The organism is Hymenobacter negativus (assembly GCF_017571495.1).
Classification (GTDB): Bacteria; Bacteroidota; Bacteroidia; order Cytophagales; family Hymenobacteraceae; genus Hymenobacter; species Hymenobacter negativus.
In genome coordinates, this window is sequence record NZ_JAGETZ010000029.1 from 1 (window position 1) to 15,343 (window position 15,343).

Below are 15,343 nucleotides of genomic sequence, written 5' to 3' on the forward strand. Positions count from 1 at the left end.
CAACCTTGTTGCCCAATGCCCCGCGCCGCTTTCACCAGCCGCCCGGGGCATTTTGCGTTTTAAGTGTTTGTATTACTACTAATCCGTCAAATACGACTCTGCGCTAGGGCATACAAATAATAATTTTACCACACCCGAGTTATGGAATATCAACCGAATTAGTCTAAAATGTTTGCAAGAGTTCTGTCTGAATCTGAATCAGACTTAGGGAGAGTGTGATGTATCTTGTGTCAATAGCCTATTAAGAGATTTGAATTAGATTTCCTGCTGTAAGTGCTGAAGAAGATGCTGGTCAGTGTATGGCCTAGCCTGCTAGCAGTTGAGCGAGTTGCCTGCTGGTAGTTGTTTACGTATTCTGACATCTTCTCATCTAAGTAGTGAGTGCAAGGTGCGTTTCCTTTGCATAGAGTTAGGTCAAGTTGGCAAAGCAAAAGTGCAGAGCATGAGTCATAGAATCCTTGCGGCTGTCACGAGCAAGAGCTATTTCATTACCAAATCCAGTAGTGTTTAATAATACCGTGTTATATTGGTTAGGAGCCTGCTTGCCTTGGCCAATGTATATGTGATAATACACAGGCACAAGAAATGAACTGGAACAGTGAGGTTGCATCCGTATTCAAGTAGTTGAGTCTTTTCAAGTGGCTGAAATGCTTCGCAGACGTATGATGTAGCGGATTCAAATGGCGTGTATGAACCGCTCTTTTGCAGCAACACGGCGCTTGCAATACTGGATTTAGCAGCGGCATGGACAATTTGCTATTAAAGTAGCGCGCTGTCACGTAGGTAGCAGGCAATTACGGCAGAGGAATGTGGTGCCTGATGTGGCCGGCAAAGCATGAGCACATTGCTTGTGTAAAAAGTAATTGCGACTTTATGGTTTATTCCGGCGTAGAGCAAAGCGCGAAGTAAATACTCTAAACCTTTTCTACCTTTTGCAGAGTAGATTCTTGCGTACTGGCAGTGTTTTGCAATTTGCGTCAGCAGCTATGATACATGTCCTGTATTAGGGCAGTGCATTTAGGGTAAAATCAACGTGTATGGGATACCGACATGTTATCGGCCAACAGGCCTACGTATTTGATGATTTAAGGAGTCTGCTGGCACGGGCATCACCGTTGCGTTCAGGTGATGTACTGGCTGGAGTGGCAGCAGCTACTTATGAGGAGCGGGTGGCGGCGCAAATGGCCTTGGCGGATGTACTATTGCGCGATTTCCTGAATGAGGCATTAATACCCTATGAGCAGGATGAAGTAACACGGCTGATATTGGATGCGCACGATGCGGGAGCATTCGCGCGCATCAGTCATTTTACAGTAGGGCAATTTCGGGACTGGTTAGTGTCAGAGGATGCAGATGCCGTTTCTTTACAGACACTGGCACCGGGCCTAACACCGGAAATGCTGGCAGCGGTTTCGAAGCTGTTGCGGAACCAAGAGTTGATTGCGGTGGCGCGGCGCTGTGAGGTAGTTACTAAATTTCGCAATACGCTGGGGCTACGGGGACGCTTAGCGACACGGCTGCAGCCGAACCACCCGACGGATGAGGCGCGCGGTATTGCGGCCAGTATGGTTGATGGGCTACTATATGGTAGTGGCGATGCGGTTATTGGCATTAATCCAGCGACTGATAATGTGCGTGCGGTGGGGGATTTGCTGCATTTGATGGATACGGTGCGGGAACAATATGCCATTCCGACACAGACGTGCGTGTTGTGCCATGTGACGGCTACACTGCAACTTATTGAGCAAAAAGCACCGGTTGACTTGGCGTTTCAATCTATTGCGGGTACGGAGGCGGCCAATGCCAGCTTTGGGGTCAACCTATCCTTGTTAAAAGAGGCTCGGGAGGCTACTCTGTCACTAAACCGAGGCACACAGGGGCAAAATGTAATGTACTTTGAAACGGGGCAGGGGAGTGCGCTTTCGGCTAATGCTCACCACGGACTGGACCAGCAGACCTGCGAGGCGCGGGCCTACGCCGTGGCTCGGCATTTTAAGCCGTTGCTAGTGAATTCGGTGGTGGGGTTCATCGGGCCGGAATACCTCTATAATGGCAAGCAAATAATAAGGGCAGCGCTGGAAGACCACTTCTGCGGCAAGTTGCTAGGTTTGCCCATGGGCATGGATGTGTGTTACACCAACCACGCCGAGGCTGATGAAGACGATATGGACACGTTGCTGACACTATTGGGTGTGGCGGGGTGCAACTTTATCATGGGTATTCCAGGGGCTGACGACATCATGCTCAATTACCAGTCGACCTCATTTCATGATGCATTATATGTGAGAAAGGTATTGGGGCTGCGGCCGGCACCGGAATTTGAAGCCTGGCTAATGCAGCAAGGGATACTTGATGGGGGAGGGCAGTTACTGCCAGCGATTAGTGCTACCGGGTTGCTGAAGCAGTTGCCGCCGGCACTTCGCTTATGATATGCCTAGGTAGCGGCGCTTATATTAGAGCTCATGACTGATGCACTGCTGTCATTCGAAACTCCGGAGCCAGACCCTTGGGCGTCGCTGAAAAGCTTTACGGCCGCTCGTATTGCGCTAGGCCGGAGTGGAAGCAGTGTGCCATTGCGTGAGGCATTGGCTTTCAGGTTGGCCCATGCGCATGCGCGGGATGCGGTGTATTCATCTCTGGATGTTGAGGCTCTGGTAAGTGGGTTGGAGGCGCTGGGCCAGCCTGGGTGCCAAGTGAAGAGCCAGGCTGAAAACCGGCAGCAATACTTGCAGCGGCCTGACAAAGGCAGGATGCTGAGTGATGCTTCCCGCAACGAGTTGATGGAACTGCGAGCCGAAGAGTGCGACGTGGCAGTAGTGCTGGCCGATGGCTTGTCGGCAACAGCAGTAAACCTGCATGCACTGCCGCTGTTGCAATCATTGCTGCCCCGATTGCGTGAGGCAGGCTTACGCTTGGGGCTGGTTGTGTTGGCTGAGCAGGCACGGGTTGCGCTTGGTGATGAGATTGGAGAATTGCTACAGGCCCGCTTGGTGCTAATGTTGATTGGGGAGCGGCCGGGCTTGAGCGCGCCGGATAGCTTGGGTGCCTACCTCACCTATGCTCCCCGACCCGGAATGACTGATGAGACGCGCAATTGTGTGTCTAGCATTCGGCCTCAAGGCCTTACTTATTCGGCTGCATCGACTCGACTGGTTTACCTGATAGGGGAAGCGCTACGACGGCAGCTTTCGGGGGTAGCACTTAAAGACCAGTCAGAGCAAAATGCCGCTATAGGCGGCAGTTGAGTAGTTGAATCGCCTTGGGTAGGCAACTGCTATAAAGGACTGCATGGCTTGGCAAAACTGCGAAAGGTGCAGGGCGGTTAAAGAGCAGGGCGTTTCTTTGTGGCCCAATTAAGGCTTTTTCTTTGCCTGCTATTCGGAAGCTTTGTGCTTCCATGCTCCCTCTCCTATGCCATTGCTTGAAGTGACAGATGCCCGCTTGGCGCGGCAGTTTATTGAATTGCCGGCGCGCTTGCATAGCGCAGTGCCCCAGTACATCGGGCCGCTGGAAAACGAAGAAGAGGCAGTGTTCGACCCGGCGAAAAACCCGAAATTCGTGAATGGGGAATTGGTACGCTGGGTGCTGACTGATGCGGCCGGAGTAGCAGTGGGCCGGGTCGCAGCGTTTTTAAACCGTAATGCGCCCGATGTGCAAAATGCGGAGTTGCCCACCGGTGGTCTGGGTTTTTTTGAGTGCATTGACGACCAGTCGGCGGCCAACCAGTTGTTTGATGCGGGCCGGCAGTGGCTAGCTGTGCGAGGAATGCAGGCCATGGATGGCCCTATCAATTTTGGGGAACGGGACCGGTTTTGGGGGGTGCAGACGGATGGCTTTGAGTTTCCGCCCAACTACGGCATGTACTGGCATCCGCCGTACTATCAGGCGCTGTTTGAAACCTATGGCTTTCAGCTGTATTTCAAACAGTACACCTGCTACCTAAGCTGTTTTCATCCTTTTCACCACACGTTTGCCAAGCGGGCGTTGGAACTGGACGCAGAAGGTTACCGCTTCGAATATGCCAGCAAGAGCGAGCCGGAAAAATTAGCTCGTGACTTCCACCACATATACAATCTGGCTTGGGGCAGTCATGCGGGTGTGGCCGGCATGAGCTTGGAGCAGGCGCGGAAAATAGTGAAGGAAATGAAGCCCGTGATGGACGAGCGACTCCTTTGGTTTACCTACCACAAGGACGAGCCCGTGGCCTTTTTCCTGGGACTGCCCGAGTTGAACCAGATTTTTAAGCACGTTGGGCGGCGCCTCAACCTATTGGGTAAAATCCGCTTTTTGTGGGCGCAGTGGCAGTTTATGCGGCGGTCCGACAAGAAGGCACTCGGTATTATCTACGGTGTAGTGCCAGCCCACCAAGGCAAAGGCGTGGACGTGGCCATGGTGACGCGCGCGCAGGTGGTGTACCAGAGCTCGGGCTATGAAGGCATCGAAATGAACTGGATTGGCGACTTCAACCCCAAGATGCTGGCCACGGTGCGAGCCATTGGCGGGCGCACACGCAAAACGCATTTTACCTACCGCTTTTTGTTCGACCGGGAGCGGGAATTCAAGCGCTACCCCATCATTCGATAAGATGGAAACGCGGGTTAGAAGGGGTAACCAATGGCCAGGTTAAGACGGCCGGTAGTGCTAGTGGGCGTACCAGAGGGCACACGTACTGGCACGGCGTAGTCGAAGCGAATGACGAAAAACTGCACATCGATGCGGATGCCGGCCCCGGCACCCACGGCCAGTTGGTTGAGGAAGGAGCCGGTTTTGAACTGACCGCCGGGCCGGCCGGGGTCGTCGTTAACCAGCCAGATATTGCCTGCATCCATGAACAAGGCACCTTTCACGTAGGGGAAAAGGTCCTGGCGGTATTCGATGTTGCCTTCCAAACGAACATCGCCCACCTGGTCGTAGAAACTGTTGAGTGTTTGCGTTTCGCTTTGTGGTGAGTAGGTACCCGGGCCAATGCCGCGGGCCGCGAAAGCCCGGACGCTATTGGGGCCGCCGATGCCGTATTGCTTGGGGTAGGGCAGTACCGTAGAGTTGCCGTATGGCAGGCCCACGCCGGCCAGAAACCGGGCCACAATGCGGTTGCCGGAAGTTGGGTCGGCACTGATGCGGTAGTATTCGCGAAGCTCCAAGTCGAACTTGAGGTATTGGCTGTATTCCTGGCCCAGAATGGTGTAGCCGCCAGATGGACCTTTGGGCGTGCCAATGGAGCTGGCAATACCTTGGGCTAGGTTGCCACTGCCCTCAACCTGCCCACTGAAATAAATCTGCTGACGACGTTGCTCCAGTACCTGCTGGTTATAAGTGTATCGGTAGCTGCTGGCCAGGATGAACTGCTGCTGGAAAGCGCTGCGTAGGAAACTTTTCTCGGGGCTATTCAGAATGTCCGTGAAGGTCTGAGTCGGCGTGAATTGAACGTACGTAATGTCAATGGGTTTGATTTCCTGCTCGTTGGTAATCTTCGTTTTGAAGGTGTAGCCGTAGTTCAGGTTAAAAAAGTTCTGCGAGAAATAATTGGCCCGAGTCACCGTTCGTACGCCAGCTCCGATGATGGTGCGGGGCTGAAAATCGGAATTGGGAAGGCGCACATCAAGCAGGGGCAGATGGGGCACTACGAGGCGGGGGATGAGCAGCTGGGCATTTAGGCCATACTCATAGCTGGTGAGGCCAAGGGCCCCGTTGTCGCTACTGGTCTGGGTTTCGGTGGAGGCCACAGCATTTACGATGAGCTGCTCGGCGCCGCGAAGGGCCGAGCGGTTGCGGAAGCTCACGTTGAGGGCCGGGCCGGTGAAACCGTTGGTTTTACTGGCTAGCTGGACTTCGGCCCGGAGGCTTTTCTTTTTAAGCTGGGTCATCAGCACGTCGGCATCGAGGCGGGAGCGCAGGCCCACCGAACTGCTGGAGCTTCGGGCAGTGCCCGCGGGAACGGCCACGGCAGAATCGCCGGCTTCGGCCGGACGGAAGCGGATTTCTACGAAGCGAAACGTGCCCAGGCTCATGAGGCGGCTCAGGGTCTGGTCGCGCCGGTGGCGGCGGTAGAGGCTGTCGGGGTAGAGGAAAGTGGCGCGGGTAATGGCCTTGGCTTTAAATACTTCCTCATCGGGAAAATACTGGTAGCCCTGGTACATGATGGGCTTGCGCATGGTGGTATCGGTCAACACGTAGTTGGTGTTGAGCTTCACTTGGTTAAGCCAGTAGGGCTGTAGGGCTTTGGCCGGGGCAGTGGGCTTGATGCGCAGGTCGACAGTGGCCTTATTGTCCAGCGTGCTATCGACCTGGAACAGAATGTAGTCGGGCGCGAAGTAGTAATAGCCCTGCTCTTTTAGGGCCGCATCGATGCGTACCCGTTCGGCAGTGAGGGTGTTCAGGTTGTAAGCGTCGCCTACTTTTAGCAGGCTCTTGTCCTGAGTGGCACGAATGGCGGCGTCAACGAGCGTGTCGCGCTTTGGGAAGTTTATCTGTGTAAAACGGTACACCTCGCCCGGCATGGCCGTGTAGTCAACCTCAGCCGTTTTGTCCTTCTTTTTTACCTCGTACGAAGTAGTGCCGTTGAAGAAGCCGTTGTTGCGCAGGCGGTTGGTCATCAGGTCGCGAGTTGCTGCGATTTTGACCTGTGAGAGCAGCACCGGCGCTTCCCCAAACTTATCAGCTAGCTTTTTGCCTAAGCCTTTCTTCTTGCCCACGCCCATGTGCCAGAAATAGAGTTTAGGCCGTAGCCCCAGAATGGATGCGTTGGGCTTGGGCCGAACCACCGATTCCAACTCGGTTTGTAGCGCGGCCTGGTTGTTCACCTTGTCCTTAGTGGGCGGCTTGATAGTAACATTGCTGCCAGTATATAGCTTTTCTCCCTCGGGCACGAATTTCAGACCGGAACAGGAGGCAAGAGCAAGCAGAAGCACACCGCTAGCCAAGCGGCGCACCATAAAAGAACGGAAGGAAATCAAATCGATACGGAAAGGCAAATCGGTGGAATGAGAATCGGGGCGGGCGTTGGATAGCAGCTTTTTCATTTGGTGTTGCTGCTATCGGCCCGGGCAGTAGGCGCGGTTTGAACGGAATCTTTTTCGGCCTTTTTCTCAGCCTTTTCTTCTTTGCGCTGCTTTTTGCGGTCCGCTTTTACCTCGGCTGGTACCTTGGCAAATAGCTCCTGCAGGTTGTTGTATTCGCGTTGGAAAACCAGTGCCGCGCCGGTTTTTATCAGTTGCCCGTCAATGTCTTCGTAGGCGTTTTGGCGGAAGGCCCGCAGGCGCAAGCGGCCATCGCGCAGAATGGTGTACTCAATGCTGACATCGCCGGCAAAGTTGCTGGCCGCGCTGCTGCCCGAGGTAGCATTGGTGCCGGGTGTGCCGCTGAGCGGGATGTCGGTGCCGAGGCGTACCGACAGGCGGTTGTTGAGGAACTGGCGGCGCACGGCCACGTTCAGGTCGGTACGGCTTTTGGCGGTTCCGGTGCTGTAATCTGCCTGGTTAGTCACACCCAGGTCCACACCCAAGCCGGAGAGGTATTTGCCGGTCAGGTTCTGAAGCTGGTCGGTGAGGACGGCGCTGGCCGAGCCGCGCAACTGTGTGGCCACAAAGCTTTCGCTGGCGCTGCTCTGGAAGGGGTTTTGTTGCAGGAAACGCCCCAGAATCAGCAGCGAAAACACTTGTTTGCTGAGTTCGGAGGTTTGGTTGGGCTGCCGCAGTTGGGCCAGCTTAGCTTCCACCTGCCCACTGAGGGCCCCGCGCTGGTTTTCCGGCAGCGTGATGTCGAAGCCAATCAGCGGCTTGCTGAGCTGTTCGCTCACGTTCAGCAGCACGTTGAAGGGGAGGCGGTTGCGGGCTACTGTATTAGCGGTGGCATCGTCGAGGCCTTGGTTGGCCAGCAGGTCGGCGGGCGCGGCATCTACCTTGTAAACAGCCGTGATGTTGAGGTCGGCATTGTAGGGGTCGCCGCTCCAGGTGATGGTAGAACCGCGGCGGATGATGAAATCCCGCGAAGCCAAGTCATAGAGCGACAAATGATACTGGCCACGCGCCACTACCAAAGTACCGCTCAGCGTGATGTTGCCGGTGGGGTCAATATTGGTATTAAGGGTGCCATTGGCCCGCACACGTAAGTTGTCACCGCTCACCGGGTCGATGATGACCGTGAAGGGGACCTTGTCGTTCACCGTTACCACGGCCGTGATGTCGTAGCCGGAAGCCGTTCGTACGGTGTCCAGGGCCAGCTTGCGGCTCAGCATGGTATCGATGGGCGCGCTCTTGTCGACCCATTGTACAATGCCTTCGGTATCGACCTTGCTAGGGTCGGCAGAGGGCGACTCGATGGTGAGGTTTGAGCCCTCGTCCACGTTCACCGTGGTGTTGATTTTGAGTAATTCCAACGGTCCCGTGAGGCGTGTGTTGGAATCGATTATTGCCTTGCCGTAGAATAATGGGTTGTTCTTGCGGGTGCTGTTCACGGCGATAAAGTTGTCGGTCGTAGCCGTGAGGTCGAAGGCGTAGTTGACAAAATCCCTGGTCAGCAAATGACCATTGGCCACTGCCTTATTCGCCGCCGAATCCAATACCGTAAAATCGTTGAACGCAATGCCTTGGGCATCAAAAGTCAGTTCCTGGTCGGGCAGGCGATAAAGCGCGCCAAGTTGCGTGACGGCAAAAGCAGCATCGGGCGAAGTCGTGAGCGTGCCCCGCACCACCGGAGTCGAAGGTGCACCCGTCAGGCTGAGCTGGCCCTGAATATAACCGGCCGAGCGTTGCAGCTGTCCGGCCGAGAATGCCTGAGCCAACTGAAGCAGCAGGCGTTGGGCATCGATGGTGAGGTGCAGGGGGGCCGCTTCGTTGGCTTGGTAATAACCGCTCACCCGTACGTCGTTGCCAGCGCCACCGGCGGTACCAGCCGCGCCGCCGGTCAGGCGGGCATCGAGGTCGTAACGGTTGGGGCTGGGGTTAGTGGCGTTAACAGCAATGTCACCAATAAGCGCTTTCTGAAACACCAGGTTCTTGATGGTTGCATCGGCCGTGAAGGCCTGATTGGGCTTGCCCAGGTTGTCGACGCGAGCCGTGCCATTGAGGTTGCCAGCCACCAGTGAATCCTGCTGCTGCACGATTTTGGCCAACTCGGCCAGCTCAAAATTGGTGAACGTGACGCCCAGCGGCGAGGTAGGTACCTGCGGGTTCTGGCTTTGCAGTGCGAGGCTGCTGCGGCCGTTGGTGAGGTTCAGGCCGTCGGCCACTACGGCGCCGCTGGGGTAGTAGCGCACGAAGTTGTTGGCGCCAGCCGTCCAGTTCTCGTAGTTGATGACCTGCTGCGGCGCAGCCTGGAATTCATAGATAACCTGATTTTGCGGAGCTGCCAGCGCCTGCAAGGTACCGGCCACTGCCAGCCGCTCCCGGTTAGCCGAGTCACCGAGGATAGCCACGCGGGTAAAGAGCTTGTTGTTGGCCACATTGCCCACAATGCTGGGGCGGCGCAGCTTCAGGGTGGTGTCTTGGGCGGCGCGGGCCATGCGCAGGCCGTAGTCCAGCTTGTTGGGGTCCGAATCTACGTTCAGCCGCAACGAGTCAATCCGGTAGTTGGCGTAGCGAATAACCGGGATGTTGGTAGTTGCCGTGAGGCGCGCTGCTTGCCGCGAGTAGTCGCCAGCGAGAGTAAAGGGCGAAATCTGCTTCAAGTCCGGCACTAGCTTGGTGGCTAGCTTGGCGTCTTTCAGTTGCAGCGAGTAGGTGAAGTGCCGGTCGGCATTGTTGGCCACATACTTCACCCCGGGCACGTCGAAGTAGCGGTCGAGGTGCTGCTGCAATTCGGTGGCCAGGTCACCAAGGTGCACATTGCCATCGAGATTCACATTAGCAATGTCGGAGGTGATGACGGCCAGGGTGCGGTTGGCGTTCTGCACAATGCGGCCATTGAGCGAATCCAGCGCGAAGGGCTGATTGTCGCGCACAATCACAATTTTCTGCCCGCTAAACGTGCCGTTGAGCGAATTCAAATCGGAGCCGCGCAGGTTGGCCACCAGGTTGCCTTGCACGCGCAGGTCGCCGCCGGTATAAAAGCCCAGCGCCGTGAGGTTGGCCCCGCGCAGGTTCAGGCTGGTGACTTCGTAGGTAGGGTTTTTGGCGTCACGCAGGTTCACCACGGCCTGCAAATCAAGGTTCAGGTTGGGGTCCTTCTTGCTGCTGGCGTTGATGACGTAACGGTTGCGGTCGAGGTCGACGGTAGCAGCTATGCCGCGGTAGTTATAGCCGTTGTAGCGGGCGCTCTGCACGGTGGCGTTCACCCGGCCCACCAGCGTGGCGGGGGCCTGCAGGTTGCCAGTAGCATTGATGCGGCCCGAAGCCGTGACCCGACCGATGCTCGGGTTCTTCAGCAGCTTGCCGAAGTCAAACCCACCCACCGCAAAAGTGCCTACCAACGGCTGCCGCCCATTGGCCTGTTTCCGGCCGAGGTTGCCGCTGAAAGCCAGGTTGCCGTAGCTGGTGCGGGCTGTGAGGTCAGTGTTGAACTGCAGTGTGGTTGGATAACCTTTGAACGTGCCATTTACTGCAAAAGTGGGCGGAATGCTGATGTTGCTGGGGATGCTGCCCTTCGGCGCAAGGCTCAGAATATCGGCCCGCGAAGAACTGAACTGCTGCAAATTCGCATCAACGTACAGCCGCCCGTCCACTTCCGGCAGCCCGGTAATGTGAATGCGGGGCGCTTTCACAATGGTATTGCGCAGCCCCACAAATTCGAAGTTGCGAATCGTCATGTCGCCCACGCGGCCCGCAATCTGTCCGTTCAGCAACACCGACTGGTTGGGGCCAGTATTGAAAGGGGAGGTGCCAGCCAGGTCGGGCGCTAGATATAGAATGTCGCGAAAGCCCAGCCGCACGTCGCGCAAATCCCCCTCAATTTTCATATTGGGGAGCTTTTTTATATCGCCCAGCGCGGCCAGGCTCTCGTAACCAATGGCCAGCGTGCGCCGAATGCGGGTGTGCGGTGTGACCAAGTCGAGGCTGTCGAGACGAATTTGAACCGAGTCGTACACCACATTGGCCTTCCAAGAATCGATGCGGAAACCGCTTTGCTCTTTGCCGGCCAGGTTATCGACCTTGCCCGTGGTACGGTTTTCGGAGTAGCTGAGGTCGCGCGTGTTCAGCACGAGGTCGGTGAAGTGCAGGTGGTTGTAATCGAGCGCCGGGATGCGCGTCTTCTGCTTAGGCTGGTTGAAGTTGTCAAAATTCACCGCTAAGCCACTGATGTCGGACTGGTCGAGCAGTACGCGCCAGCCGGGGACGGTGGCAGCTTGGCCAGTGGCAGATTTTGCCTTGTCGGTGGCTTCATCCAGCTTGCGCACGGCTTCGGCGGGATTCACCACGCGCTGCTCCACGGGCACCTGCTCGTTCTGGGCGTAGGCGAAGGAGGTATTTTTGAGCGTGAGCTTGCCCAGACTCACACGCTGCTTTTGCAGGTCAATGTCCTTGGCGGTGATATCGGCCAAACCAATGTTGGTGCTGATAAACTGCGCCGCCGGGTCGTTTTTATACACAAACTGCACACTGTCGAGCGTAGCTTGGTTCAGGCCAAATTGCAGGGTAAGCGGCTCAGTAGGAGCGGGGTTTTCCACTTCCGGTGCCGTTTTGCTCTGCACAATGCTGATAGCGGAGCGCCGGAGCGCGGCTTTATCCACCTTATACACCGAGTTATCCACATCCACTTCGTCCATGTTAGCCGTGAACTCGCCAATGCGCGCCCGAATGTCGGAGCCCGTCACCTGGTCGTTCTGCGTGAAGTAAATGTTGGTAAGCCGGGCCTTCCCGATGTCGTATTTCAATCCGGAAGCGGTGGTATCCACCGGCGCGGTGGGGTCGGTGAAGGCAGCGATAATGAAATCGTAGTTGTTCACCGAATCAGGCTCGGTACGCGTGAGACGCACCCGGCCGTCGTTCAACTCCACGTTTGAAACGTTGATTTGCTTGTGCAGCAACGCCCAGATATCGAGGTCGATGCCGAGGTGACCGACGGATACCAACGTGTCGCGCTGCTGGTCTTCGAGGTACACCCCGTCGAGGTTGATGGCGTGGCGAAAGTCGGTTCTAAACTTCCCGATTCGTACTTCCGTCTTGAGTTTATCGCGCAGGTAGCTCTGGGCCTTGCTGGCTACAAAGTCCTGTCCCGAAGGAAATTGGAGAAAGACTACTATCCCGATGATGAGCAGCAGCACAAGGGCCAATAACCCCAGAATCCCGTAAAGAGTACGACGCAGAAAAGTGGACAAAGCGGAGAGTAATTAGCAGCAACACAAAGCAGAGGCAATTCCCCAAACGCAAAATCTGCGGCTGGGGTTGGGAATAGGACGCACGGCACAAGGAGGAATTAAGGATACGTAATGGGGAATGGGCGTCGGGCAATTCTTCATTCCGCATTCTCAATTCCTCATTATGCCAAGCCCTATCTTGCGCCCCCTAAACCCACCATCCCACCATGATACTACGTTTTTCCTTGCCCTACCGCACCGTTCTAGGCCAGCGCCTGGCGGTGTGCGGCTCGCATCCCGACTTGGGAGCCTGGCAGCCCGCCGCCGCTGCCAACATGCATTACGACGAGGCTACCACCTGCTGGAGCCTGGAGCTGACCGTGCCCGATACCGCTGGTGAGCTCACCTATAAGTATGTGCTGCGCGACGACCGCACCGGCGGCGAGCAGTGGGAGTTTGGCCCCAACCGCCGCATTGCCTACGATGCGGCCCGCACCGAGCGCATGCATCTGGCCGACTACTGGCGCGCGCCCATGCTGCCCGAAAACGAGCTGCAAACCGCTGCTTTCACCAAAGCCCTGTTCCGCCGCCCCACCGGGTACGGCTCCACCAAAGCAGCTGTGGCCGTGGCCCCGGCCACTCCCACCAAAAAGGCAAAAGCCCCAGCCAAAGGCAAAGCCACCAAAGCAATAACCGAAGCTGTTGAACCAAGCATCAGTCACCAGCTACTAGGAGCCAATGCTGCCCCAGCAGCCGGCGAAACGGTATTCCGCATTGTGGCGCCGCGCGTAGCCCCGCAGCACGGCCTGTGCGTGCTGGGCTCCGATCCTGCGTTAGGCGCCTGGGACAACACCAAGGGCCTGGTGTTGTCCGATGACGAGTACCCGACGTGGAGCGGCGCCGTCACGCTGCAAAACCCCGGCGAAGACTGTCTCTATAAATACGCCATGTGGGACCCAGCCGCCGGCCATGCCCTCGACATGGAAGGCGGCGAAAACCGCGTTATTCCTGCCACGCAGGACCGCACTGCCACCCGCGTTTTCAACGACGAAGCTTACCAGTATTTCGATGCCTGGCGCGGGGCCGGTGTGGCCCTGCCCGTGTTTGCCATGCGTAGTGCGCAAGGCCTTGGGGTAGGAGAATTCGCTGACTTGAGGCTGCTGACCGATTGGGCCGTGAAAACCGGTCTCAAGCTGGTCCAGATTCTACCCATTAACGATACCACCGCTACGCATACCTGGGTCGATTCGTACCCGTATGCGGCTATTTCGGTGTTTGCCCTGCACCCGCAGTTTATTCACCTCGAAGGCATCGCGGCGCTCAAAGACAAGAAAGCGGCAAAGGAGTTAGCTGAATTAAAAACCGAGCTCAACGCCAAGGATTTTGTGGACTACGAGCCGGTGATGAATGCCAAGTGGAAGTTCCTTAGGCTGCTGTATAAGCAGGAAAAAGCTGCTTTCCTGGCCGACCCCGAATACCGGGAGTTCTACGCCAGCCAAGCTAGCTGGCTGGTGCCCTACGCTGCCTTCTCGGCCCTGCGCGACCGGTTTGGTACCGCCGATTTTCAGCAGTGGCCCGAAGAGTTCCGTACCCCCGCAAACGTGACGGCGCTGACCGCCGAAACCGCCGCCGACTACGATGACTACGGCCTGTTCTTCTTCACTCAGTTCCATCTCGACAAGCAGCTACGCGCTGCCGTGACCTATGCCCGCAGCCGGGGCGTAGTACTGAAGGGCGACCTGCCCATTGGCATCTACCGCCACTCGGTAGATGCCTGGACCCAGCCCGAACTCTACCACATGAACGCCCAGGCTGGCGCTCCACCGGATGACTTCTCCACTACCGGGCAGAACTGGCGATTCCCTACCTACAACTGGCAGCGCATGGCCGAGGACGGCTACAGCTGGTGGAAACAGCGCATGGGCCACCTCGCCCGCTACTTCGACACGTTGCGCATCGACCATATTCTGGGCTTCTTCCGTATCTGGGAGATGCCGATTGAGTCGGTAGAAGGCCTGCTGGGACACTTCTCGCCAGCGCTTCCACTGCACCGCCACGAAATTGAGCGCCGCCTCGGTTGGTTCGATTATTCGCGTCTATGTGAGCCTTACATCCGCTGGCACATGCTTCAGGACATCTTTCAGGGCGAAGCCCAGAACGTGTTCGATGAGTACATGGATGATGCCAGCTACGGCCGTATCCACCTGAAGGAGCACATCGGCGACCAGCGTAAGATTGAGGCCTACATTGCCCAAAAAGTAGCCGATTACCCAGAGCATGCCGAGTATTTCGCGTGGTTGCAAAAAGGCCTGTTTGCGTTGGTAAATGAGGTGTTGTTCGTGCCCGCTGGCAACGACTTCTACCACCCGCGCATTACCTTGAACAAGAGCTACTCGTTCCGCGAGCTGGACAGCGATGAAGACCGCCGCCGCCTCTACGACGACATTTACATCGACTTTTTCTTCCGCCGGCACGAGGAATTCTGGCGTCAGCAGGGCCTGACCAAGCTGCCGCCTGTGCGCTACGCCACCGACATGCTCATTTGTGGCGAGGACCTGGGCATGGTGCCTGCCTCCGTGCCCGGCGTGATGAAGCAGCTCGGCATCCTGGGCCTTAACGTGCAGCGCATGCCCTCCAACCCCGCAGTCGAGTTCAGCCACCCCAACGAGGCCGCTTACCTGAGTGTGGTGACGCCCAGTAGCCACGATACCAGCACTATCCGCGGCTGGTGGGAAGAAGACCGGGTACGCACCCAGCGCTTTTTCGAAACCATTCTGGGCCACTGGCGCGAGGTAGCACCGTTCTACTGCGAGCCCTGGGTAGCCCGCGAAATTCTGGTGCAGCACCTGCACTCACCGGCCATGTGGGCCATTTTTCCGCTCCAGGACCTGCTGGCGATGGACAACCACCTGCGCCGCGCCAATCCGCACGACGAGCAAATCAACGTGCCCAGCAACCCCACACATTTCTGGAAGTACCGCCTGCACCTGCCGCTCGAAGAGTTAGTTGATGCCGTAGGCTTCAATGAGCCCCTACATGGCTTGGTAGTTGCCAGCGGCCGGGCCTAGGGTTTCAGGTTAAAAACCGAAAGCCGGACCGGGCCAGTAGCGCTAC

General features: G+C 56.8%; 6 protein-coding genes. 4 read left to right on the top strand and 2 right to left on the bottom strand.

The genetic code is table 11. The annotated features are described in order from the left end of the window. The first annotated feature begins 1,037 nt into the window (after window positions 1–1,037). From J4E00_RS29165 to J4E00_RS29175, 3 genes are all read left to right on the top strand, one after another. A complete protein-coding gene (locus tag J4E00_RS29165) occupies window positions 1,038–2,429 on the top strand; it encodes an ethanolamine ammonia-lyase subunit EutB (RefSeq protein WP_208178894.1) in 1,392 nt (463 codons plus the stop codon). Between the two features lie 33 nt (window positions 2,430–2,462). After that, window positions 2,463–3,245: an ethanolamine ammonia-lyase subunit EutC gene (gene eutC / locus J4E00_RS29170; protein ID WP_208178895.1), complete on the top strand. Its 783-nt coding sequence runs from the start codon at window positions 2,463–2,465 to the stop codon at window positions 3,243–3,245. 166 nt (window positions 3,246–3,411) lie between these two features. After that, window positions 3,412–4,584: a hypothetical protein gene (locus J4E00_RS29175; protein WP_208178896.1), complete on the top strand. Its 1,173-nt coding sequence runs from the start codon at window positions 3,412–3,414 to the stop codon at window positions 4,582–4,584. A gap of 14 nt (window positions 4,585–4,598) precedes the next feature. Here the strand turns inward: J4E00_RS29175 and J4E00_RS29180 are convergent, their stop codons facing one another. Together J4E00_RS29180 and J4E00_RS29185 are read right to left on the bottom strand one after the other, a co-directional pair. After that, window positions 4,599–7,019 carry a BamA/TamA family outer membrane protein gene (locus tag J4E00_RS29180; protein WP_208178897.1) on the bottom strand — a complete coding sequence of 807 codons (2,421 nt, stop codon included), beginning with the start codon at window positions 7,017–7,019 and terminating at the stop codon, window positions 4,599–4,601. After that, window positions 7,016–12,250, bottom strand: coding sequence for a translocation/assembly module TamB domain-containing protein (locus J4E00_RS29185; protein WP_208178898.1), 5,235 nt, complete (start codon window positions 12,248–12,250; stop codon window positions 7,016–7,018). Before J4E00_RS29185 ends, J4E00_RS29180 begins: the two co-directional genes overlap by 4 nt. Window positions 12,251–12,456: 206 nt before the next feature. Here J4E00_RS29185 and J4E00_RS29190 point away from each other — a divergent pair, with 206 nt between their 5' ends. After that, window positions 12,457–15,297: a 4-alpha-glucanotransferase gene (locus J4E00_RS29190; protein ID WP_208178899.1), complete on the top strand. Its 2,841-nt coding sequence runs from the start codon at window positions 12,457–12,459 to the stop codon at window positions 15,295–15,297. Window positions 15,298–15,343 lie beyond the last annotated feature (46 nt).

Bases quoted from the DNA above. Each gene is read 5' to 3' on its own strand.
- eutC (WP_208178895.1), top strand. From the start codon at position 2,463: ATGACTGATGCACTGCTGTCATTCGAAACTCCGGAGCCAGACCCTTGG.
- J4E00_RS29165 (WP_208178894.1), top strand. From the start codon at position 1,038: ATGGGATACCGACATGTTATCGGCCAACAGGCCTACGTATTTGATGAT.
- J4E00_RS29175 (WP_208178896.1), top strand. From the start codon at position 3,412: ATGCCATTGCTTGAAGTGACAGATGCCCGCTTGGCGCGGCAGTTTATT.
- J4E00_RS29190 (WP_208178899.1), top strand. From the start codon at position 12,457: ATGATACTACGTTTTTCCTTGCCCTACCGCACCGTTCTAGGCCAGCGC.
- J4E00_RS29180 (WP_208178897.1), bottom strand. From the start codon at position 7,019: ATGAAAAAGCTGCTATCCAACGCCCGCCCCGATTCTCATTCCACCGAT.